This is a genomic window from Pseudonocardia hydrocarbonoxydans (assembly GCF_006539565.1).
GTDB classification, from domain to species: domain Bacteria; phylum Actinomycetota; class Actinomycetes; order Mycobacteriales; family Pseudonocardiaceae; genus Pseudonocardia; species Pseudonocardia hydrocarbonoxydans.
Genome location: NZ_BJNG01000040.1, coordinates 42,735 through 63,483, shown reverse-complemented (window position 1 = coordinate 63,483; position 20,749 = coordinate 42,735). Strand labels below are relative to the sequence as shown.

Here is a 20,749-nt window from a genome sequence, read left to right as displayed (position 1 = left end):
GTGTAGCTCGTCGAGTGACGGGAACGAGCACGGCCAGGCTCACTAACGCGACCGAGGCCGGAGGCACGGCACGGCCACGAGCACCGCTCGATCAGGACGTGCACGGCCCGCCCGACATCGAGCACAACCGGACCGGCAACGCGTACGAGCTAAGCGCAGCGATAAGCGAATCCGCTAGGGATGTCGGATCAATTCCGGGCATGGCTTAGCCAGCCGCTTAGGCCGTGACCCCCAGGGGAGGTTACCCCTCCCCGGGGCTCCCTGATCGCCCCGTAATCCGGATCAGGCTTCGGGTACGACGCAGACCCACAATAGAAATTGCAGAAAGGCAACTAATGACCACCGACACACTCACTGACGCTAAGCGGGACGCCTCCGCCCCGGACGATCTCGGCAAATCCGGGATCGAGCTATGGAACTCGATCACCGACGACTACGAACTGCGCCGCGACGAACTCGAAGTGCTTCACGCCGCGTGCCGTATCCGAGATCAGATCGACAAGTTGACCGAAGGCATCGCAGGACAACCGCTTACGGTGCTCGGAAGTCAGAAGAATCTCGTAATCCATCCTCTGATCTCTGAGCGTAGATACCAAGAGCAGGCCCTAGCCGGCCTGCTCGGCAAGATTAAGTTCCACGACTCCGTCGAGACCGTGACAACGACCGTCATTACCGACGGGCCGATGAGTCGATCCGAGTCGGGCCGTAAAGCCGCGCGGGCTCGCTGGGATAGGGCGAAGGGGCTCACAAATGGCGATGTCTAGAAAGGTTCGTAGCCCAGAGGCTCGCAGCGAACTACGCGACCACCTTCGAGACCGACTCCGTTACCTAGAGGCACGCCTTAGCGCACGGGACGGGAGAGTCGATCCCGTCTTCCGCCGTGCCTATGGCCTGGACCGTCTCGACGAGCTTGCAGCCGGTCGGGACGTCCTGGTCCACGGATACGAGATCCACGCGGTGCTGAGTACGGACGACCGCGCCAGGGTCGACCGGCTGGGCTTCTACGTCCTCACCGCGGACGGGATGCTGACGCGGTCCGATCGGATCCCCGGTGTCCGATGACCCCGGTACTCGATGGCTCCGTGACAAGGCCCCGTCGATCCGTTCGCGATGCGGGGAGCAGTGCCGGGACGACACCGCACCGGGGGTGGGCAACGCGGCTCCGCCCGGTGCCGCACTCGTCGCGTGGACCTTCCGGCCGTCGTCGGGCGTGAGCTAAGAGCTGCGGCCGGGACGATGAACGGGTCGCTTCGGTAGGTGTGCACCTAAGGGCGTCGCCCGATAGAGTTCGTCTATGGCAGATGACGGCGTGGGACCCCGCCTAGCCCGCATCGTCGCGTACTCCACCATTGCGGCGTTAGTAGTGGCACTCTTGGCCTTTGCAAATGACGTACGTGGAGGCTCATCACCCGGGTCACCCCCAACCTATGCGACGCCGCCGGCATCGATTCCGTCGGCCGAAGCAAATGCTACGACTGCCGCGACAGATCCACCTCCCGAAACCTCGGAGGCTCCAAGGTTTCTAGAGCTACAAGTTGAGACCTCCGAAGGTTTTGCGCGCAATGAGATTCAGAACGACGTATTCGAAACCACTATTGTTAGTAGCGGGACGCCGAAAGCTGGGCTGAGAATACGGATCACCGGCCTAACCACCGATGGCCCGAGGCCGTGCACTGTCAGCTACCGGATAGTCTCGGTGGCTACCGGAGAAATTGCCCCCGAAGGCGCCGGAACGACTGGCTGCAATGCTAAGGTTTTGCTTTATCTACCTGTAGGAGACTACAGGGTAGTTGCGGACGCCAGAATGGATGACACCAACGAGCAAGCCCAGTCTGATAGTCACACGTTCCAGGTCGTGAGGGGTCCCGGGGCATGATTGAGAATCAGTCGCGTACTCGATACTTTGCTAGGAATGCAGCCGTGGACTACGTACGACCGGGCACGGGAAGCCGTCGCTCCTGCCCCGACCCTTGTTCGTTAACTGTTGCAACACTGATGTCGGCCCGCATCATTGTTCGCAAGTTCTGGTTAATCTGAGCCAACTCGTCGTGTAGACGCTCAGTCGCTGTATCATCCTCATGCGAGAATACGGCTTGTTCCAGCAAGACTACCTTCTGCATTAGAGCGACTGACTTCGTTCCGACCTCCGGTGGTGCAACCAAGAGAATAACTTCAAGTACGGAGGCGTCTAGGCCGCCCTGAACTACTGCATAGATACTTTCTCTATGCTGCTTTAGCCAGTTCCGCTGCGCCGAAACCAACGAGCACTACTGCGATAGCGCCGATTAGAGCGGCTGTCGGTGTAAGGATGGCGGGGCCAGGAGCCGGGGCGGGGGCCGTTGCGACGAGCTGCATCGATCGAGGTTATCGACGCCCAGCGGCCGGGCACTTGGGGAGGTTGCGCCTGACCATCTGCTCACGGTCACGGGCCCGCTACGAGCTTCGAACGGGTCCGGCCGGTCTGCGATGCGTGCAGAGGCACTAGGACGCCCCTGCTCGATCTCCCGGGCGGCAAGAGACGACCGGCGACTGGTGCGGGATGGGCCGGATGCTGACGGACCTGGAAGTCGCAGTATGCGGGCTCCTGTCCGGGTGGGACCGCGGTCTAGCAGCCAGGTACCGCGACCACGTCACCACGGGTACACCGTTAAACACGGCCGACGCTGAGGCGGTCGCGCTCGTCGAGCCGCTAGCGAGGTACTGATAGCGCGGGGCCGATGCTTCGCAGAGCCGTCTGCACACACATGTGGATGCGCTCCGTGCAGTAGCCAAGTCTCGGATCAAGCCCGCACGCCAGCGCGGTGCGTAGCCCGTCCGGAAGGTCTGTCAGGCCGAGCGGCGGCGAGTCATAGTCGAGTCCTACAAGTACGCAGACGGAAAGTAACGGTAGAGCCACGCTGAGCGAAGGCAAGTTGGTGTTGCTTGCTGAGCAGGGGGTTGCTGACATGGCTATAAAAGCTCCAACAAGTCTCTTCAGTCCGAATGTGGAGTTTGACGTCGAGTCCGAGGATTTGTCGGATCTCCAGATCCGAGTCGCTGAGGCAAGTATCAACTACTTCTATGACACTAAACGCACTCACGGCAGATCCTTAGTCAAGCATTTTATCTTGATGGATAAGCCTCGAACGGCAGTCATGGTGACAGTCACCTTGGTGAAGAAGCCTGACGGATGCTCGCCACGGTTCAAGTTCTGGCTGAAGGACAAGACCAAGTTGGGCCAGACTGCGCTTGAGTTGAACGATCATGATGCGCCGCTAACCGTTAAGGGCGCGGTCGACGCGACCGATGCTCACAAGAACTTGTGGAAACTCATCACGTTCGTACAGGGCGTCCGCGGTATTGTCATACCTGAGGGCGGATTCAGCGTGGTGCCGGACGATGCAGTCAAGCTGATCGAGCTGCTGCAGTCTGAGGATAAAGCCCAAGTTCTCGAAGCTATCCGCACCGCCCTCGGGAGCAACCTTACCGACAAGGACATCTCGCTAATTGCAAACAGAAAGCAGGAACTCGCCGAGTTTGAGAGATTACTTAATGATGCTGCTTACTTTGCAGCACACAGGGAGCGGACTAGGGAGAAGCCTGAAGGCGTCTGGCAGAACTTCTTTGAGCGCAACCGCTGGATTTTCGGGTATGGCCTGAACCTAATTGCAACGGATGGAATGGACGACGGGAAGCTCGAAAGGGCAACCGCAGGCAAGAGCGTTTTTCTTGGCGCAGGTAATCGTATAGATGCGCTGATGCGGACGCGTGGCTATGTGAACACTCTTCTCTTCTGTGAGATCAAGAGGCACGATGCTGAACTGCTAGCGAAGAACCCGTACCGGAAGCCGAGCACCTTTGCGCCCAGTTACGAGCTAGTTGGGGGCGTCGCGCAGGTGCAGAAAACAACTCGTAAGGCACTTCGCCATATCGGCACGCAGATGCACAGCATTATCGGTGCTGATGGTGCGCCGACCGGACTTAGCGTGAGTGGGTCTCGCCCGCGTCAGGTTGTGGTAATCGGAAAGCTGCAAGAGTTCGATACCGAGAGCGGCCCGAATGGCGAGATGATGGAAAGCTTCGAACTGTTTCGAACTGCCCTCGCAGATACGGAGGTGATTACGTACGACGAGCTCTATGAGCGTGCCCGGTTCATCGTCGAGGATTAGGTTCGTGATCGAGCGGCTCGTCAGCCGTTTATGTCCGAACGCATGGCTTCTGCCAACTTTACGCCGAGTCTGTAGATGTCAGGCAAGAAGTCCTTAACCGTTACAGCGCCGGTTGAAGCTGTCTCGAAAATTATGCCGTCACCTGTGGCTGTCAGTTCGGTCTGGCCCGGAACACACAAATCGCCGGTAAATAGTTCACCAAACGTACCGTCGGTGGCGAAGTTTCGAAACGTGGTATGGCACGCATCGAGCTCGTTGCGAATCTGGCCGACGCCGTCCGATTCGATAACAACGACCGAGTTGGACGCAGTGCTGTATTCTTCGGTTGCCGCATTGAGTTGTTCGACAGCCTGAAAGTATCCAGGAGTAGGCTCGTCGAATTTAGCAATGTCTTGCTCGATGCGGAACAGTGAGTCGTGAGCATTGAGTAGTTCGACGTACGCTGTATCGCGACGTTCACGCTTGTAGTCGACATCTGATTGTTGCGCTCCGGCGGCATACGCTATGAAGCCTGAGAGTACGACAGCGGCGATAGCGCCGATTAGGCCAAGGCGCGCCGTGTATCTCTCGTCGGAGTCGCTCGTCTGGCGAGGTCGCGTCACCGTGTGGATGGGCACATCGAAGGATACCGAGGAGTGCGTTGCATTGGCGAGTGCGTGCTAATATGTGTGCGTCGCGTCCTCGACGCAGATGATGCGCTCCCGCGGGTCGACCGCGCTGAGCAACGCGCCCAGGATCGTGGTCTTCCCCGTGCCGGTGCCCCCGGAGACCAGCAGCGCCAGCCGCGCGGTGAGCACGGCCCGCAGCAGCGCCTCGCCCCCCGCGTCGAGGGTGCCGGTGCGGCGCAGCGCGGCCAGATCGTGCACGGCGGGCTGCAGGACGCGCAGCGAGAGGCAGGTGCCGTCGGGGGAGACGGGCGGCAGCACCGCGTGCAGCCGGACACCGGCGTCGGCGAGCCACCCGTCGACGTAGGGCGAGGCGTCGTCGAGCCGCCTGCCCGCGGCGAGCGCGAGCCGCTGGGCGAGCCTGCGGACCGCGGCCTCGTCGGGCAGCCGCACCGACGAGGGCTCGGGTCCGGTGCCGCGGTCGACCCACACCCGGCCTCCGTGGCCCACCAGCACGTCGGTGGTGCGGGGGTCGCGCAGCAGCGCGTCGAGCGGGCCCGCGCCGACGAACTCCTCCCGCAGTACGCGCAGGGCGTCGAGCACGTCGAGATCGGAGGCGACGCCGCCGGACTCGGCCCGCACCGCGGCCGCGACGGCCGCCACGCCGGTGCCGTCGCCGGTGGCGGCGAGCCGGGAGCGCACGCGGTCGACGAGCACCCGCCCGCTCACGACCCGGCCCCCGCGGTCGTGCCCAGCTCGGCCAGCACCGCGCGGGCGGCCGCGGCCAGCGGCCCGCGGGCCCGGCCCGGGGCCGCGCCGCGCTCCAGCGCGCGGGCCAGTCCCGGTTCGGGCCGCATCGTGGTGAGCAGCGACAGCCCGAGCGCCCGCGCGACCTCGGTGGCGTCGATCCCGCCCGGGGCGGGGCCGCGGACGACCAGCCGCGGTACGGACCCGTGCCCGGCCAGTGCCGCGACGACGCGGGCCGCGGCCGCACAGGACCGCACGTCGGCGGGGACGACCAGCACCACCAGGTCGGCCGCGGCCAGTGCCGCGGCGGCGGCGTCGGTGGGGTGTCGCGGCAGGTCGCACACGACGGTCTCGCCCGCCCGGCGCCCCGCGTCGATCACCGCCGAGACCGCGGCCGCCCCCGGCCCGTCGGCGGCCCGGTCGCACGAGAGCAGGGCCAGCTCGCCCCGGCCGCGGACCGCGGGTGCCGGCAGTGCGGCGTGCAGGGCGGCGGCGGGGACCCGGCCCCCGCCGACGCCGACCCCGGGCCAGCGCAGGCCGTCGAGGTCCTCGGCGCCGAGCACCAGGTCGAGACCTCCGCCGAGCGGATCGCAGTCGACCAGCAGCGCCCGCCCCCCGTCGCGCACCGCGGCCACGGCGACCGCGGCGGCCAGTACCGACGCGCCGGCCCCGCCCCGGCCCCCGACCACGCCGAGGACGGGCCCCCGCCCGCGGGGTTCCTCGGTGGTCTCCGACAGCGCCGCGACGAGCCACGGCTCGGCGTCGGGCAGCGACACCACGTGCTCGGCCCCGATCGCGACGGCCTGCTGCCACACCCCGGGCGGCGGCTCCCCGCGGACCGCGACGACGACCCGTCCGCGCCGCGGCAACCCGCCCCGGGCGCAGTGGGCCGCGGCGTCCGCGTCGAGCAGCACCACCGGCGCCCGGGCCCACATCCGCCGCGCCGCCGTGGCGTCGACGGCGCGGTCGAGCTCGCACCCCGCCGCGGCGGCGAGCCGCAGCACGGCGTCGAGCAGCTCGGGGTCGGACACCATCACGAGTCCCCGCCGGGAACGGTGCATCACGGCCTCCCTGGTCCCGTCCCACCCGGTGCGGGACGGGACCAGCCTCACCCGGGAGACGGCCTCCGCGGCGACGAGCCGAATTCCTGTGGACGGCGGGGGACCGATGTGGACAACCCCGGGCGTTCGGCCGATTCGCGACACCGGCGCGTCGGGGTGGAGCGGCACCCTGGGACGGGGAGCGCCCGGACACGGGACGACCCCCGCCAGGGGGGATTGGCGGGGGTCGTCGTCGGTTCAGCTCCGGGGGGTCGAGCTGAACCACGTCCGGACGTATCCGGACGACGTCAACTGTAGCCGGTGACCAGGCGGTACGCGCACCCCTGGACGGAGCATCCGCCACGAGTTTTCGCCGGAGCCCGACCCCCGTGCCACCGGCGGCCCCGGCACGGTCTGGCAAGCTCGCTCGACATGCCCGGTCCGCCGCCGATCCCGCTCCCGGAGCGGCCGACCGCCGCCGCCTTCTTCGACCTCGACAAGACGATCATCGCGGGGTCCAGCGCGCTCGCCTTCAGCAGGCCGTTCCGTCGCCGCGGGCTGATCAGCAGGCGGGCCGTGCTGCGCAGCGGGTACGCCCAGCTGCTGCTCGTGCTCTCCGGCGCCGACGCCGGGACGATGGAGCACCTGCGCCGCCGGATCACCGAGCTCTGCACGGGATGGGACGTCGCGCAGGTGAGCGCGATCGTCGCGGAGACGCTGCACGAGATCGTCGAGCCGCTGGTCTACGCCGAGGCCACCGAGCTGATCGCCGAGCACCGGGCCGCAGGCGAGGAGATCGTGGTGCTCTCCGCGTCGGGGCAGGAGGTCGTCGAGCCGATCGCCGCGCTGGTGGGCGCCGACCGCTGCCTGGCCACCCGGATGGGCGTCGTCGACGGGCGGTACACCGGGGAGATCGAGTACTACTGCTACGGCGAGGAGAAGGCGCGCGCCGCCCGCGACATCGCCACCGCCCGCGGCTACCGGCTCGCCGACTGCCGGGCCTACTCCGACTCGATCACCGACCTGCCGCTGCTCGAGGCGGTCGGCCACCCCACCGTCGTCAACCCGGACAAGGCGCTGCGGCGCGTGGCCCTCGAACGCGGTTGGCCGATCCTCACTTTCACCGCGCCCGTCGCGCTCGGCGTGCGCTTCCGCCCCCCGGTCCCGGTGGCCGCGGCGATCGGCGGGGTGGGGATGGCGGCGCTGATCGGGGCGGGCTGGATGGGGTATCGCAGTCGCCGTTCGTGACGCACCGTCGCTGAACCGGTGCACCGGCGCCTGACCCTTGCTGTGACCGGCACCACCGGGTACTCATGGGGTACGGACTTCTGGGAGGCCAGGGGCGGTGCGGTGGAGAAGCACCCGTCTCCCCCGACCAGGGCTCCGTGCGCGAGGAAGCGGGCACTCCACGCACAGCACGCCGCGGGAGGCATGTCGTCGTGGGCCTGCGTACCGGGACGCCGGACGCCGAGGCCACCCTCACGACACGTAGTGCACGCCTGGACCCCCGGTTCGTCGCGCGTGGGCGGGCGGTACCCCGGGAGGGGTGCCGCCCGTCTCGCGTTCCCGCAGGTGGTCGCCGGTGCGGGTGGCTCAGACCCGGGCGTCCGCGATCGAGAGGCCCTCGTTCGCGCCGGCCTCCCACTGGGCGCAGCAGTGCAGGACCCAGGCGCCGACGCCGTCGGCGCCCCCCGCGGCGAAGCCCTCCGCGGCCGCGCGGTACTCCGCGGCCCGGCGCAGGTGCCCGACCTCCGGAACGGCCAGGCCGCGCGGGTCGAGCCCGGCGGTCAGCGCGGTGAGCCGGGCCGCCGCCCGGGCGACGACGCCGCTCGCCGAGCCGAACGGTGCCAGCGCCAGCAACTCTCCGTGCACGACCGCGACCAGCACCGGGGCCGGGGCCCGCGTGCCACCGGTGACGAGACCGGCCAGCAGCGCCAGCCGTTCGGTGACGCCGGGGCCGCTGCGCGGACGGCCCAGCTCGGCGTGGTGCCGGTCGGCGGGCACCAGGTCGGTGGCGGCCAGGACGTGCAGCCGGGCCAGCGCCTGCGAGGGGGAGGTGCGCCACGCGGCGAGCAGCCGGCCGGACTCCTCGGCGATCCGCACGGCGCCCGCGAGCACCGGGTCGGTGACGGTGTCGGGGGACTCGAACGGCGCGCCGTCGAGTGCGGCCGACGCACGGGCCGCGCGGATCCCGGCCTCCGCGGCGCCGGCGGGCCAGCCCTGCCGGTTCGCCGGGTGGTTGTGCACGGCCACCACCGCGTCGCGGGCCCTCGTCACCGCCTCGGCGACGCCGGGGAGCTCGGTCAGCGGAGCGAGCGGGTCGGTGGCGATCACCCGATCCATGCTGCCAGTAGGGGGGGTACTGGTCGGACAGCCGGTGCGCCGGTCGGTGCCGGGCGCTAGCGTCCACCCGAGAACGTGCGCCGGGCACTGACGCTCGGCGTGATGACGAGCAGGAGGGTGTACGGATGGCCGACTCGGGACCCACGTTGAGCAACCTGTCCATGGAGAGCCGCAGCTTCCCTCCCAGCGAGGAGTTCGCCGCCCAGGCCAACGCCACCGAGGAGTGGTACGCCCGCGGTGACGACGACCGCGAGGGGTTCTGGGCCGAGCAGGCCGAGCGGCTGCACTGGCACCAGAAGTGGGACCAGGTGCTGGACTGGCAGCCCCCGTTCGCGAAGTGGTTCGTGGGCGGCAAGCTCAACGTCGCCTACAACTGCGTCGACCGCCACGTCGACGAGGGCCACGGCGACCAGGTCGCGTTCCACTGGGAGGGCGAGCCCGGCGACACCCGCACCATCACCTACGCCGACCTCAAGTCGGAGGTCAGCAAGGCGGCCAACGCGCTCACCGAGCTGGGCGTGCAGGCGGGCGACCGCGTCGCGATCCAGCTGCCGATGATCCCCGAGGCCGTGTTCTCGATGCTGGCGTGTGCGCGCCTGGGCGCGATGCACAGCGTCGTGTTCGGCGGGTTCTCCCCGGGCGCGCTCAAGGCGCGCATCGAGGACGCCGAGTGCAAGCTGCTGATCACCTCCGACGGGCAGTACCGGCGGGGCAAGCCGGCGCCGATGAAGGAGAACACCGACGAGGCGGTCGCGCAGACGCCCACGATCGAGCACGTGCTCGTCGTCAAGCGCACCGAGACCGACGTGCCGTGGACCGAGGGCCGCGACGTCTGGTGGCACGACATCGTCGACCGGCAGTCCGGTGAGCACGAGGCGCAGCCCTTCGACGCCGAGCACCCGCTGTTCATCCTCTACACCTCGGGCACCACCGGGAAGCCCAAGGGCATCCTGCACACCTCGGGCGGCTACCTCACGCAGGCCGCCTACACCCACCACGTGGTGTTCGACCACAAGCCGGGCGAGAGCGTGTACTGGTGCACCGCCGACATCGGCTGGGTGACCGGCCACAGCTACATCGTCTACGGGCCGCTGGCCAACCGCGCCACCTCCGTCATGTACGAGGGCACGCCCAACACCCCGCACGAGGGGCGGCACTGGGAGATCGTGCAGAAGTACGGCGTCTCGATCTACTACACCGCGCCCACGCTGATCCGCACGTTCATGAAGTGGGGCAAGGAGATCCCGGAGAAGTACGACCTCTCCAGCCTCCGCGTGCTCGGCAGCGTCGGCGAGCCGATCAACCCCGAGGCCTGGATGTGGTACCGGGAGAACGTCGGCCGCGACAACTGCCCGATCGTCGACACCTGGTGGCAGACCGAGACCGGCGCGATCATGATCGCGCCGCTGCCCGGCGTCACGGCGACCAAGCCCGGCTCGGCGATGCGCGCCCTGCCCGGCATCAGCGCGGAGGTCGTGACGGAGGAGGCGCAGCCGGTCGGCCCCGGCGGCGGCGGGTACCTGGTGCTCGACAAGCCGTGGCCGTCGATGCTGCGCGGCATCTGGGGCGACGAGGAGCGCTTCCGCGACACCTACTGGTCCCGGTTCGCCGACCAGGGCTACTACTTCGCGGGCGACGGCGCCAAGTACGACGACGACGGCGCGATCTGGCTGCTCGGCCGCGTCGACGACGTGATGAACGTGTCCGGGCACCGCATCTCCACCACCGAGGTGGAGTCGGCGCTGGTCAGCCACCCGACCGTGGCCGAGGCCGCGGTCGTCGGGGCCTCGGACGAGACCACCGGGCAGGGCATCGTCGCGTTCGTCATCCTGCGCGGCAACGCGGCCAAGGACGGCGGCGAGGACGCGATCAAGGCGCTGCGCGACCACGTCGCCAAGGAGATCGGCCCGATCGCGAAGCCGCGCCAGATCATGGTCGTGGAGGAGCTGCCCAAGACCCGCTCGGGCAAGATCATGCGCCGGCTGCTGCGCGACGTCGCGGAGAACCGCGAGGTCGGCGACGTCACCACGCTCGCCGACTCCACCGTCATGGACCTGATCTCCTCGGGGCTGAAGGAAGGCAAGTCGGAGGACTGATCGACGACGACCTGCACGTGCGAGGGCCGCTGGTGCTTCCCGCGAGGGAGCTGCACTGGCGGTTCTCGCGTGCGTCGGGGCCGGGCGGGCAGGGCGTCAACACCACCGACTCCCGGGTGGAGCTGTCGTTCGACCTGGCCCGGTCGCCGAGCGTGCCCGACGACCTGCGCTCCCGGGCGCTCGCCCGGTTGGGCGCACGCCTCGTCGACGGGGTGCTGACGGTGGTCGCCTCGGAGCACCGCAGCCAGTTGCGCAACCGCGAGGCGGCCCGGGAGCGCCTCGCCGCCACCCTGCGGGGCGCCACGGCGGCCGACCCGCCCTCCCGTCGCCCGACGAAGCCGTCGAAGGGGGCCCGGCGCCGCCGGATGGACGAGAAGACCCGGCGGGGCCGGATCAAGCGGCTCCGGGGCCGTCCCGAGGACTGACGGGCCGCAACTCGGGGCCCCGAAACCGCGAACCGCAGGTTAGGGTCTGGTCCAGGTGCGCCGGGAAGTCTGGTCGGCAACGTCGTCGCCGAACCCGAACGACTCCGGAGCCGCCCGTGATCGCCCCCCGCCGCCTGGTCGCCCCGGTCAACGAGTTCGCGCGCTACCTGCGCACCGAGACCGTCGGCGGCGTGGTGCTGCTGGTCGCCACGGCCGTCGCGCTGATCTGGGCGAACTCGCCGTGGGCCGAGGGGTACGTCGCGCTGCGCGGCACCGTGGTGGGCCCCGCGTCCCTGCATCTGGACCTCACGCTGGCCCAGTGGGCCACCGACGGGCTGCTCGCGGTGTTCTTCTTCGTGGTGGGCCTCGAGCTCAAGCGCGAGCTGGTCGTGGGGGAGCTCTCCAGCGTGCGCCAGGCGCTGCTCCCGGTGGCCGCGGCGCTGGGCGGGATGGTCGTCCCGGCCTGCCTCGCGCTGCTGGTCGGGCGGGGGGCGCCGGGGATGGACCAGGCGTGGGCGATCCCCGTCGCCACCGACATCGCGTTCGCGCTGGGGGTGCTCGCGCTCGCCGGGTCCGCGCTGCCGGTCACCGCGCGGGTGTTCCTGCTGGGCCTGGCCGTGGCCGACGACCTGGGGGCCATCGCCGTCATCGCCTTCGTCTTCAGCTCGGGCCTGAACCTGCTCGCGCTCGGGGCCGGGCTGCTCGGCGCGGCGCTGTACTGGTGGCTGCAGCGGCGACGGGTCCGCGCGTGGTGGATCTACGTGCCACTGGGCGTCGCGGTCTGGGTGGCGATCCACGAGGCGGGCATCCACGCCACGATCGCCGGGGTGCTGCTGGGCCTGCTCACCCGCGTCCGCCCCGACGACGGCGAGGAGTACGCGCCCGCCCTGCGCCTGGAGCACCGGCTGCAGCCGTGGTCGGCCGGGTTCTGCGTGCCGGTGTTCGCGCTGTTCGCGGCCGGGGTGCCGGTCGGGGCCGACGCGCTGCGCGAGGTGTTCAGCACCCCGGTGCCGCTGGCCGTCATGGCCGGGCTGCTGGTCGGCAAGATCATCGGCATCCTGGGCTTCGCCTGGCTGGCCATCCGGATCACCCCGGCGTGCCGCCCGCGCGGGCTGGGCTGGCGCGACATGGCGGCGGTGTCGATGCTGGGCGGCGTCGGGTTCACCGTCAGCCTGCTCATCGCGGAGCTGTCCCTCGTCGACCAGCCCGAGGTCCTCGACGCCGCCAAGGCGGCCGTCCTCATCGCCTCCGCGGCGGCCGCGCTGATCGGCGCGGCGCTGCTCGTCCGGCGCGGGCGGGTGCACGCGACGCCCGCCCCGCCACCCTGATCAGGTCGATCCGACGCGCCTGGCCGGGCACCGGGGCCGGGGCCGTGGAAGGATGGCCTCCCGATCATCGAGACGCGCAGACAGCACGTGCAGGAGGACAGTGGTGGCCAGCCCGACCAGCTCCAGCGGCACGGAGGTTCCGCCCGTGCTCCCCTCGATCCCGCTCTCCAAGGAGCCGGTCGTCCCGGCCTCGGAACAGTCGATCGGCGGGCTCGTCCGCGAGGCCACCGCGCAGGTGTCGACGCTGGTGCGCGCCGAGGTCGAGCTCGCCCGGTCCGAGGTCACCGCCGAGGTGAAGAAGGGCCTGCAGGGCAGCGTCTTCTTCATCGTCGCGCTGGTCGTGGCCCTGTTCAGCCTGTTCTTCCTGTTCTTCGCCCTCGGCGAGACGCTGGCGCTGTTCCTCAACCGCTCGGCGTCGTTCTGGATCGTCTTCGGCATCATGATCCTCGTCGCGGGCCTGTTCGGGCTGCTCGGCTACCTGCGGGTGCGCCGGATCCGCAAGCCCGAGCGCACGATCTCCTCGCTCAAGGAGTCGGCGCAGGTGCTGTCGCAGCGCGGCCGCGGCGAGGCGCACCCGCAGCTGAACGGCCACGGCACCCGCTGACGCCGTGCGCGCGCCCGATCCGTCGTCGGTGCGCGTCCCCGGGCCGTGGACGCACCGGGAGGTCTCGGCCAACGGGATCCGGCAGCACGTCGTCGAGTGCGGGGACGGCCCGCTGGTCGTGCTGCTGCACGGGTTCCCGGAGTTCTGGTGGTCCTGGAGACACCAGCTCGTCGGCCTCGCCGAGCGCGGGTTCCGGGCCGTCGCGGTCGACCTGCGCGGCTACGGCGACACCGACAAGCCGCCCCGCGGCTACGACCTGTGGACCCTCGCCGGGGACGCGTCGGGCCTGATCGGCGCGCTGGGGGAGACCCGTGCGCACGTCGTCGGGCACGACTGGGGCGGCCTCATCGGCTGGACCGTCGCCGCGCTGCACCCGCGCCGGGTCCGGACGCTCACCGCGGTCGCCGCGCCGCACCCGCTCGCGGTGCGGTCGGCGTTCGTGCGCGACCTGCGCGGGCAGGGGCGCGCCACGGCGGGCTACGCGCTGGCGTTCCAGGTGCCGCGCCGGCCCGAGCGCGACCTGTGCCGCGACGACGGCGCGCGCGTCGGGGCGATCATGCGCGCGTGGGCGGGGCCCGGGTGGGCGGCGACGGACGACTTCGCCGCCGCCGTGGCCCGCTGCCGCGGCGCGATCGCGGTGCCCGGGGTCGCGCACTGCGCCATGGAGTACTACCGGTGGGCGCTGCGCTCGCAGTTCCGCGGTGACGGGCGCCGGTACGCCGCGGCGGTCTCCCGGCCGGTCGAGGCGCCGGTGCTGCAGATCCACGGGGAGCTGGACCCGTGCCTGCTGCCGTCGACGGCGGTGCGGTCGGCGCGGTGGGCCGCCGGGGAGTTCCGGACGGAGCTGCTGCCCGGCGTCGGCCACTTCCCGCACCAGGAGCGCCCGGACGCCACCACCGAGCTGCTGGCCGGGTTCCTGACCCGCTAGGAGTGGTGCTCCGCGCGGGCGGCCACGGCGGTGTCGGGGTTGTCGGCGAACACCCCGTCGACGCCGGCGGCGAAGAACGCGGCGTACTCGGCGAACACGTCGCCGTAGTCGGTCTCCGACCCGGCCGAGCGCAGGTCGACGGGCAGGAACTGGTTCTCGTTGCGGAAGGTGTAGGGGTGCACCACGAGGCCGACGGCGCGCGCGTCGGCGACCAGCGTGGTGGGCCTGCCCAGCGTGCCGTCGGGGTTGCGGGAGATCACCAGGTCCTTGTCCGGCCCGATGCCGTCGGCGAACGTGGCGAGCTCGGCCAGGCCCTCGGGGGTGACGAGGTCGAGGTAGGTGCGGGTGCCGCCGGCGGCGGCGACGTCGGCCGGGACGCCCTCGGCCTCCAGCAGCGCGACGAGCCGCACCGCGAGCTCGGCGTCGAGCGCGCGCAGGTTCGTCGTCTCGAACGACTGCACGAACACCGGGGCGTCGGCCCGGTTGAGCCCGGCGTCGTCGAGCGCGCGCACCAGAGCGGGCTCGAGCGGGAGGCCCAGCCCGGCGAAGTAGGTGGGGTGCTTGGTCTCCGGGTACACGCCGATCTCGCGGCCCAGCTCGTGCGACAGGCGCTCGCGCAGCTCGAGGACCTCGACGAACGTGGGGATCACGAACCGCCGGTCGTAGATCGTGTTCTCCTGCCGGACCAGCGGGATCCGCTCGACCGCGCGCAGCGTCCGCAGCTCGGCGAGGGTGAAGTCCTCGGTGAACCAGCCGGTGTGCTGGGCGCCGTCCACGGTCTTGGTGGTGCGCCGGCCCGCGAACTCCGGGTGGTCCGCGACGTCGGTCGTGCCGCCGATCTCCGACTCGTGCCGGGCCACCAGCACGCCGTCGGCGGTGGTGACCAGGTCGGGCTCGATGAAGTCGGCGCCCATCCGCGCCGCCAGCTCGTAGGACGCGAGGGTGTGCTCGGGCCGGTAGCCCGAGGCGCCGCGGTGCCCGATGACGACGGGCCACGCCGTCTGCCCCTCCCTCGCCGGGACGACGGGCGCGGCGGCGGAGGGAACCCCCGCCACTGTGACGGCAGCGGCAACGGCCACGGTGAATCCTCGCAGGGGGAGACGGACGGGCATGGGGTCAGACTCGACGGGGCGGGTCAATGCGCCGTCACGGGAGCGCGTCGGTGCCGGGTCGGGGGAGTGAACGGCAGGTGCGGCGACAGTACCGGCGGGGCGCCGCTCTAGGCTCCCCCCGTGCGCGTCCTGGTCGTCGGGTCCGGTGCTCGAGAGCACGCCATCCTCCTCGCCCTCGCGCAGGATCCCGGGGTGACGGCGCTCGCCTGCGCCCCGGGCAATGCGGGAACGGCCTCGGTGGCCGAGCAGCGGGGGCTCGACGTCGTCGATCCCGCCGCCGTCACCGCGCTGGCCGGGCAGTGGCAGGCCGACCTGGTGGTGATCGGGCCCGAGGTGCCGCTGGTCGCCGGCGTCGCCGACGCCGTGCGCGCCGCCGGCATCCCCTGCTTCGGGCCGGGCGCCGAGGCCGCCCGGATCGAGGGCTCCAAGGCGTTCGCCAAGGACGTCATGGCCGCGGCGGGGGTGCCCACCGCCGGCTGCGAGATCGTCGTCAACCCGGCCCACCTCGACGCCGCGCTCGACCGCTTCGACCCGCCGTACGTCGTCAAGGACGACGGGCTCGCGGCCGGCAAGGGCGTCGTCGTCACCCCCGACCGCGATCTCGCCCGCGCGCACGCCATGACCCTGCTCGACGGCGGGCACCCGGTGCTGCTGGAGGCGTTCCTCGACGGGCCGGAGGCGTCGCTGTTCTGCCTCGTCGACGGCGGGACGGTGGTGCCGCTGCTGCCCGCGCAGGACTTCAAGCGCGTCGGTGACGACGACAGCGGCCCCAACACCGGCGGGATGGGCGCCTACGCGCCGCTGCCGTGGGCGTCCCCCGGCCTGGCCGACGAGCTGGTCGAGCTGGTCGTGGCGCCGGTCGCGCGGGAGATGGTGGCACGCGGCACCCCGTTCTCCGGGCTGCTGTACGCCGGGCTGGCGCTCACCTCGCGCGGGCCCTCGGTGATCGAGTTCAACTGCCGGTTCGGCGATCCGGAGACCCAGGCCGTGCTCGCGCTGCTGCGCACCCCGCTGGCCGGTCTGCTGCACGCCACGGCGACCGGCGCGCTGTCCGGCGTACCGCCGCTGGAGTGGGCCGAGGGCGCCGCGGTCACCGTCGTCGTGGCCGCCGAGGGCTACCCGGGCACCCCGCGGGTGGGCGACCCGATCACCGGGGCCGACGGCGAGGGCGTGCTGCACGCCGGCACCCGCCGCCGCGACGACGGTGCCGTGGTCTCCTCCGGGGGGCGGGTGCTGTCGGTCGTGGGCACCGGGGCGGATCTCGCCGCCGCACGCGAGGACGCCTACCGCCGCGTCGACGCGGTGCACCTGGCGGGCTCGCACCACCGCACCGACATCGCCCTGAAGGCCGTCCGCGGAGAGATCACCGTTCCCACGGCCGGGTGACAAGGTTACGCAACGTCACCCGATCTGAGGATGTGACGCGGGCGCTCCCGCATTTGGGGCAGCCTTCCGTGCAGGTCGTGCGCTCATTCGGCGGCGCAACGGGGCGAATCGGTCACTGACGGCAACTTGCGGGCGATCCGGGGAGCGGCCAGTCTCTGCGCGTCCGGAGCCCGACACGGCCGTCGCTCCCCGCATCCACCGGCCGCGGACGCGGTGCTCCGGGCAGCTCCCTTCCCCCGAAGCAGAGGAACACCGCATGAGCAACCCCCGTCACGCCGCTCCGAGCCGGGCCGCCGCACTCGCCGGTCGGGTCGCCGTGGGCGCCGTCGGTGCCCCGGTCGCGCTGCTCGCCGTCGCCGGTCCGGCGTCGGCCGCCGCCCTCGACGACCATCGCCTCTCCGCCGACCTGGCCGCCGACTCCTTCTCCGTCGACGGCGAGATGTCCGAGGCGTCGCTGCCGGAGCCCGCCGGTGTCGGGGGTCTCCCGGCCGGTGACGCCTTCGACCTCGCGGCCCTCCCGGGCCTGCCCGCCCTGCCGGGCCTTCCCGGTGCCGACGGCCTGCCGGAGCTCCCGGCCGACTCGCTGCCGGGCACGGACGCCCTGCCCGCGCTCCCGGGTGCGGACTCGCTGCCCGGCGCCGACGCCCTGCCCGAGATCCCGCTGTCGGCCGCGATGGACCTCGAGGCGGAGAGCGACGACCTTGAGAGCGGCGACCTGGAGAGCGGCGCCGGCACCCTGCCCTCCCCCGGCCTCTTCTCCGCCACGGACCTCGTCAGCGGCATCGTCTGACGTCGTTGGCCGCCGCGGGCGGGCCGGGCTCCTCTGGGGGGAGCGCGGCCCGCCCGTCGCGCTTCCTAGGCTCGACACCGTGACGACCCCCCTGCCGACCGTCTCCCGCCGCGCCGCCATCCCGCCGTTCCACGTCATGGACGTGTGGGCGGCCGCCGCGGAGCGGCAGCGCACGCACGGCGACCTGGTCAACCTCTCCGCGGGCCAGCCCTCGACCGGTGCCCCGCAGGCCGTGCGGGCCGCCGCGACGGCCGCGATCGCCGACGAGGTCCTCGGCTACACCGTGGCGCTGGGCGTCCCCGAGCTGCGGGCCGCGATCGCCGGCCACTACGGCCGTACCCACGGCCTCGACGTGCCGCCCGAGCAGGTCGTGGTCACCACCGGTTCGTCGGGCGGGTTCCTGCTCGCGTTCCTCGCCGCCTTCGACGCGGGTGACCGCGTCGCGATGGCCCGCCCCGGCTACCCCTGCTACCGCAACATCCTCTCGGCGCTGGGCTGCGAGGTCGTCGAGCTGCCGTGCGGGCCGCAGACGCGCTACCAGCCGACCGTGGAGATGCTGGAGGCGCTCGACGAGCCGGTGAAGGGCCTGGTCGTGGCCAGCCCGGCGAACCCGACGGGCACCGTGCTCGATCCCGCCGAGCTCGCGGCGCTCGCGCGGTACTGCGAGCGCAGCGGCGTCCAGCTCGTCAGCGACGAGATCTACCACGGCATCTCCTACCCCGGCGCGCCCGCGACCTCGTGCGCCTGGGAGACCTCGCGCGAGGCGATCGTCGTCAACTCCTTCTCCAAGTACTTCTCGATGACGGGCTGGCGGCTGGGCTGGCTGCTGCTGCCGCCGCGGCTGCTGCGCGCGGCCGACTGCGTGGCGGGCAACTTCACCGTCTGCCCGCCCGCCCCGGCGCAGCGCGCGGCGCTGGGGGCGTTCGCGGAGTCGAGCTACGCCGAGGCCGACGGGCACGTGGGCCGCTACGCGGTCAACCGCGACCTGCTGCTCGCCGGCCTGCCCCGGATCGGGATCACGACGCTCGCCCCCGCCGACGGCGCCTTCTACGTCTACGCCGAGGTGTCGCACCTGACGGCCGACTCGATGGAGCTGACGCGGCGCCTGCTCGCCGACGTCGGCCTCGCCGTGGCGCCGGGCCTGGACTTCGACCCCGTCGACGGGCACCGCTGGATCCGGTTCTCCTGCGCCGGGTCCACCGAGGACGTCCGCGAGGCGCTGACCAGGTTGGAGGCGTGGATCGGGACCGTCCCCCGCTGATCGGCAGTACTGTCCCGCGCCATGGACGGTGAGCCGCGCATCCAGGCCTGGGACCGGCGGGTGGACTGGTGGCTCACGGGCCTCGCGGTCCTGTTCCTCGTGGCCTACGCCTGGCAGGTGCTCGACCCGGCGATGGGCGAGCCGGGCGCGACGCTGCTGGAGGCGGTCGTCACCGGTGTCTGGATCGTGTTCGGCCTGGACTACCTGGTGCGCATCTGGCTGGCGCAGAACCGGTGGCGGTTCGTCTACACGCACCTGCTGGACCTGGCGATCCTGCTGCTGCCGATGTTCCGCCAGCTCCGCGCGCTGCGGGTGATCACCGTGATCAGCGTGCTCAACCGCCAGCTGCGTGACGACGTGCGCGGCCGCGTCGTGTTCTACGTCGTCGGCACGGTGGCGCTGGTGGGGTTCGTCGCCTCACTGGCCGTGCTCGACGCCGAGCGGGACGCCCCCGGCGCGTCGATCACCACCTTCGGCGACGCGGTGTGGTGGACGCTGACCACGATCTCCACCGTCGGCTACGGCGACCGCTTCCCGGTGACGTTCGAGGGTCGGGTCGTCGCGGGATCGCTGATGGTCGCCGGGATCGCGCTGCTCGGCGTGGTGACGGCGTCGATCGCGAGCTGGTTCGTGGAGAACCTGCGCAAGGCCGGGGAGCGGATCGGCGACGAGCTGGAGGACGAGTTCGACGACGTCGAGGGGCAGCTGGGGCAGGTGCTGGCCGAGCTGCGGGCGATCAGCGCCCGCCTGGACGCGCTGGAGCGCGACCGGCACCCGACGACCTGAGCCCCCGCTGCACCGGGGCGTAGGCGGCGCGCCCGTCGGCCCGGCCGTCCTCGCCGGTGCCGGCCCCCGGGGCGCCGATCCGGTCGAGCGCCACGGCGATGTCGGCGTCGTCGACGTCGGCGTGGGTCATCAGCCGGACCTGGCCGGACATCGCCACCGCCCGCACGCCCGCGTCGGCGAGGCGGCGCAGCGTGCCGTCGAGGTCGGCGACGGGGATCAGGACGATGTTGGTCTGCGGGACCGCCGCCTGCCAGCCGCGCTCGCGCAGGCCGTCGGCGAGGGTGCGGGCGCGGCGGTGGTCGTCGGCGAGGCGGTCGATCCGGTCGAGCGCGACGAGCCCGGCCGCGGCCAGCACGCCGCCCTGGCGGACCCCGCCGCCGAGCATCTTGCGCAGCCGCCGGGCCTCGTCCACGAACTCCGTCGACCCCGCCACCACGGAGCCGACGGGCGCGCCGAGGCCCTTGCTCAGGCACACCTGCACGGTGTCGGCGCCCACGGTGAGGGCACCGGGCGGCACCCCGAGCGCGGCGGCGGCGTTCCACAGCCGGGCGCCGTCGAGGTGCACGCGCAGCTTCGCGGCGCGCGCCGCGGCGGCCACGGCCGCGTGCTCCTCGGGGGCGGTGACGGTGCCGCCCGCGGCGTTGTGGGTGTTCTCCAGGCACAGCAGCGTGGTGCGCAGCGTGAAGTAGGGCCCGGGCGTGCCCGCGGCGCGGCGTACGGCGTCGGGGGTGACCTTGCCCGGGCCGCCGTCGTGCGGCAGCGGGCGCGGCATGCCGCCGGCGAGCCACGCGGCCGTGCCCAGCTCGGCGTCGAGGACGTGCGCGCCGGCGGGGGCGAGGAACGCGTCGCCGCGGCTCAGGTGGGCCATCAGCGCGATGAGGTTGCCCATCGACCCGCTCGGCGTCCACAGCGCGTCGGCGGCGCCGAGCAGGCCCGCGACGCGGACCTCCAGCTCGCGCATCGTCGGGTCGCCGTCGAGGACGTCGTCGCCCACGTCGGCGGCGGCCATCGCCGCGCGCATCTCGCTGGTGGGACGGGTGACGGTGTCCGACCGCAGGTCGATCGGACCCGCCTTCGCGGACGCCCGGCGGGAGCGTGAGGTGGATCGCACAGTGTCGGATTCAACCAGCCGGACTCGCCCCGGTCGCGC

The 20,749-nt window shown here is 71.5% G+C and carries 18 protein-coding genes; 12 read left to right on the top strand and 6 right to left on the bottom strand.

The genetic code is table 11. From position 1 onward, the window contains the following. The first annotated feature begins 335 nt into the window (after positions 1–335). Both PHY01_RS22180 and PHY01_RS22175 read left to right on the top strand, forming a co-directional pair. Complete coding sequence (locus tag PHY01_RS22180) at positions 336–764, top strand: hypothetical protein (RefSeq protein ID WP_141281469.1); 429 nt, start codon at positions 336–338, stop codon at positions 762–764. Between the two features lie 2,220 nt (positions 765–2,984). Further along, on the top strand, positions 2,985–4,148 hold the full coding sequence (locus PHY01_RS22175) for a Shedu immune nuclease family protein (protein ID WP_246086071.1): 1,164 nt from the start codon (positions 2,985–2,987) through the stop codon (positions 4,146–4,148). A 20-nt stretch (positions 4,149–4,168) separates the two neighbouring features. Here the strand turns inward: PHY01_RS22175 and PHY01_RS22170 are convergent, their stop codons facing one another. From PHY01_RS22170 to ssd, 3 genes are read right to left on the bottom strand one after another with little or no spacing between them, the layout of a single operon-like run. Continuing rightward, a complete protein-coding gene (locus tag PHY01_RS22170; RefSeq protein WP_141281467.1) occupies positions 4,169–4,765 on the bottom strand; it encodes a hypothetical protein in 597 nt (198 codons plus the stop codon). Between the two features lie 42 nt (positions 4,766–4,807). Further along, positions 4,808–5,482: an ATPase, T2SS/T4P/T4SS family gene (locus tag PHY01_RS22165; RefSeq protein ID WP_170183927.1), complete on the bottom strand. Its 675-nt coding sequence runs from the start codon at positions 5,480–5,482 to the stop codon at positions 4,808–4,810. Beyond that, positions 5,479–6,534, bottom strand: coding sequence for a septum site-determining protein Ssd (gene ssd, locus PHY01_RS27230; protein WP_246086070.1), 1,056 nt, complete (start codon positions 6,532–6,534; stop codon positions 5,479–5,481). Before ssd ends, PHY01_RS22165 begins: the two co-directional genes overlap by 4 nt. A 438-nt stretch (positions 6,535–6,972) precedes the next feature. On the opposite strand from ssd, the gene PHY01_RS22155 reads away from it, so the two are divergent. After that, positions 6,973–7,788, top strand: a complete 816-nt coding sequence (locus PHY01_RS22155; protein WP_141281463.1) for an HAD family hydrolase — start codon at positions 6,973–6,975, stop codon at positions 7,786–7,788. Positions 7,789–8,133: 345 nt separating this feature from the next. Here the strand turns inward: PHY01_RS22155 and PHY01_RS22150 are convergent, their stop codons facing one another. Then, positions 8,134–8,874, bottom strand: a complete 741-nt coding sequence (locus PHY01_RS22150) for an oxidoreductase (protein ID WP_370467449.1) — start codon at positions 8,872–8,874, stop codon at positions 8,134–8,136. Positions 8,875–9,008: 134 nt separating this feature from the next. Here PHY01_RS22150 and acs point away from each other — a divergent pair, with 134 nt between their 5' ends. From acs to PHY01_RS22125, 5 genes are all read left to right on the top strand, one after another. After that, complete coding sequence (gene acs, locus PHY01_RS22145) at positions 9,009–10,979, top strand: acetate--CoA ligase (RefSeq protein ID WP_141281459.1); 1,971 nt, start codon at positions 9,009–9,011, stop codon at positions 10,977–10,979. Then, positions 10,979–11,404, top strand: coding sequence for an alternative ribosome rescue aminoacyl-tRNA hydrolase ArfB (gene arfB / locus PHY01_RS22140; RefSeq protein WP_141281504.1), 426 nt, complete (start codon positions 10,979–10,981; stop codon positions 11,402–11,404). Before acs ends, arfB begins: the two co-directional genes overlap by 1 nt. 116 nt (positions 11,405–11,520) lie before the next feature. Then, positions 11,521–12,732: a Na+/H+ antiporter NhaA gene (nhaA, locus tag PHY01_RS22135; protein ID WP_246086069.1), complete on the top strand. Its 1,212-nt coding sequence runs from the start codon at positions 11,521–11,523 to the stop codon at positions 12,730–12,732. 145 nt (positions 12,733–12,877) lie between these two features. Next, positions 12,878–13,336 (top strand): phage holin family protein, encoded by a 459-nt coding sequence (locus PHY01_RS22130; RefSeq protein ID WP_246086068.1) that lies wholly within the window; start codon positions 12,878–12,880, stop codon positions 13,334–13,336. 4 nt (positions 13,337–13,340) lie between these two features. Next, on the top strand, positions 13,341–14,264 hold the full coding sequence (locus tag PHY01_RS22125; protein WP_141281455.1) for an alpha/beta fold hydrolase: 924 nt from the start codon (positions 13,341–13,343) through the stop codon (positions 14,262–14,264). On the opposite strand, the gene PHY01_RS22120 is transcribed toward PHY01_RS22125, so the two are convergent. Then, positions 14,261–15,376: a glycerophosphodiester phosphodiesterase gene (locus PHY01_RS22120; protein ID WP_141281453.1), complete on the bottom strand. Its 1,116-nt coding sequence runs from the start codon at positions 15,374–15,376 to the stop codon at positions 14,261–14,263. The genes PHY01_RS22125 and PHY01_RS22120 overlap by 4 nt on opposite strands. Before the next feature lie 120 nt (positions 15,377–15,496). On the opposite strand from PHY01_RS22120, the gene purD reads away from it, so the two are divergent. The 4 genes from purD to PHY01_RS22100 all read left to right on the top strand — a co-directional run bounded on the left by purD (position 15,497) and on the right by PHY01_RS22100 (position 19,599). Then, positions 15,497–16,762: a phosphoribosylamine--glycine ligase gene (purD, locus tag PHY01_RS22115; RefSeq protein WP_141281451.1), complete on the top strand. Its 1,266-nt coding sequence runs from the start codon at positions 15,497–15,499 to the stop codon at positions 16,760–16,762. Positions 16,763–17,018: 256 nt separating this feature from the next. Continuing rightward, positions 17,019–17,552 carry a hypothetical protein gene (locus tag PHY01_RS22110; protein WP_141281449.1) on the top strand — a complete coding sequence of 178 codons (534 nt, stop codon included), beginning with the start codon at positions 17,019–17,021 and terminating at the stop codon, positions 17,550–17,552. Between the two features lie 136 nt (positions 17,553–17,688). Continuing rightward, positions 17,689–18,813, top strand: coding sequence for a pyridoxal phosphate-dependent aminotransferase (locus PHY01_RS22105; protein WP_141281500.1), 1,125 nt, complete (start codon positions 17,689–17,691; stop codon positions 18,811–18,813). A gap of 21 nt (positions 18,814–18,834) precedes the next feature. Next, entirely contained in the window at positions 18,835–19,599 is a 765-nt protein-coding gene (locus PHY01_RS22100; RefSeq protein WP_141281447.1) for a potassium channel family protein, read from the top strand. Here PHY01_RS22100 and PHY01_RS22095 read toward each other — a convergent pair. Next, positions 19,550–20,710 (bottom strand): threonine aldolase family protein, encoded by a 1,161-nt coding sequence (locus PHY01_RS22095; RefSeq protein WP_141281445.1) that lies wholly within the window; start codon positions 20,708–20,710, stop codon positions 19,550–19,552. The two genes, PHY01_RS22100 and PHY01_RS22095, sit on opposite strands and share 50 nt — an antisense overlap. Positions 20,711–20,749: the final 39 nt, after the last annotated feature.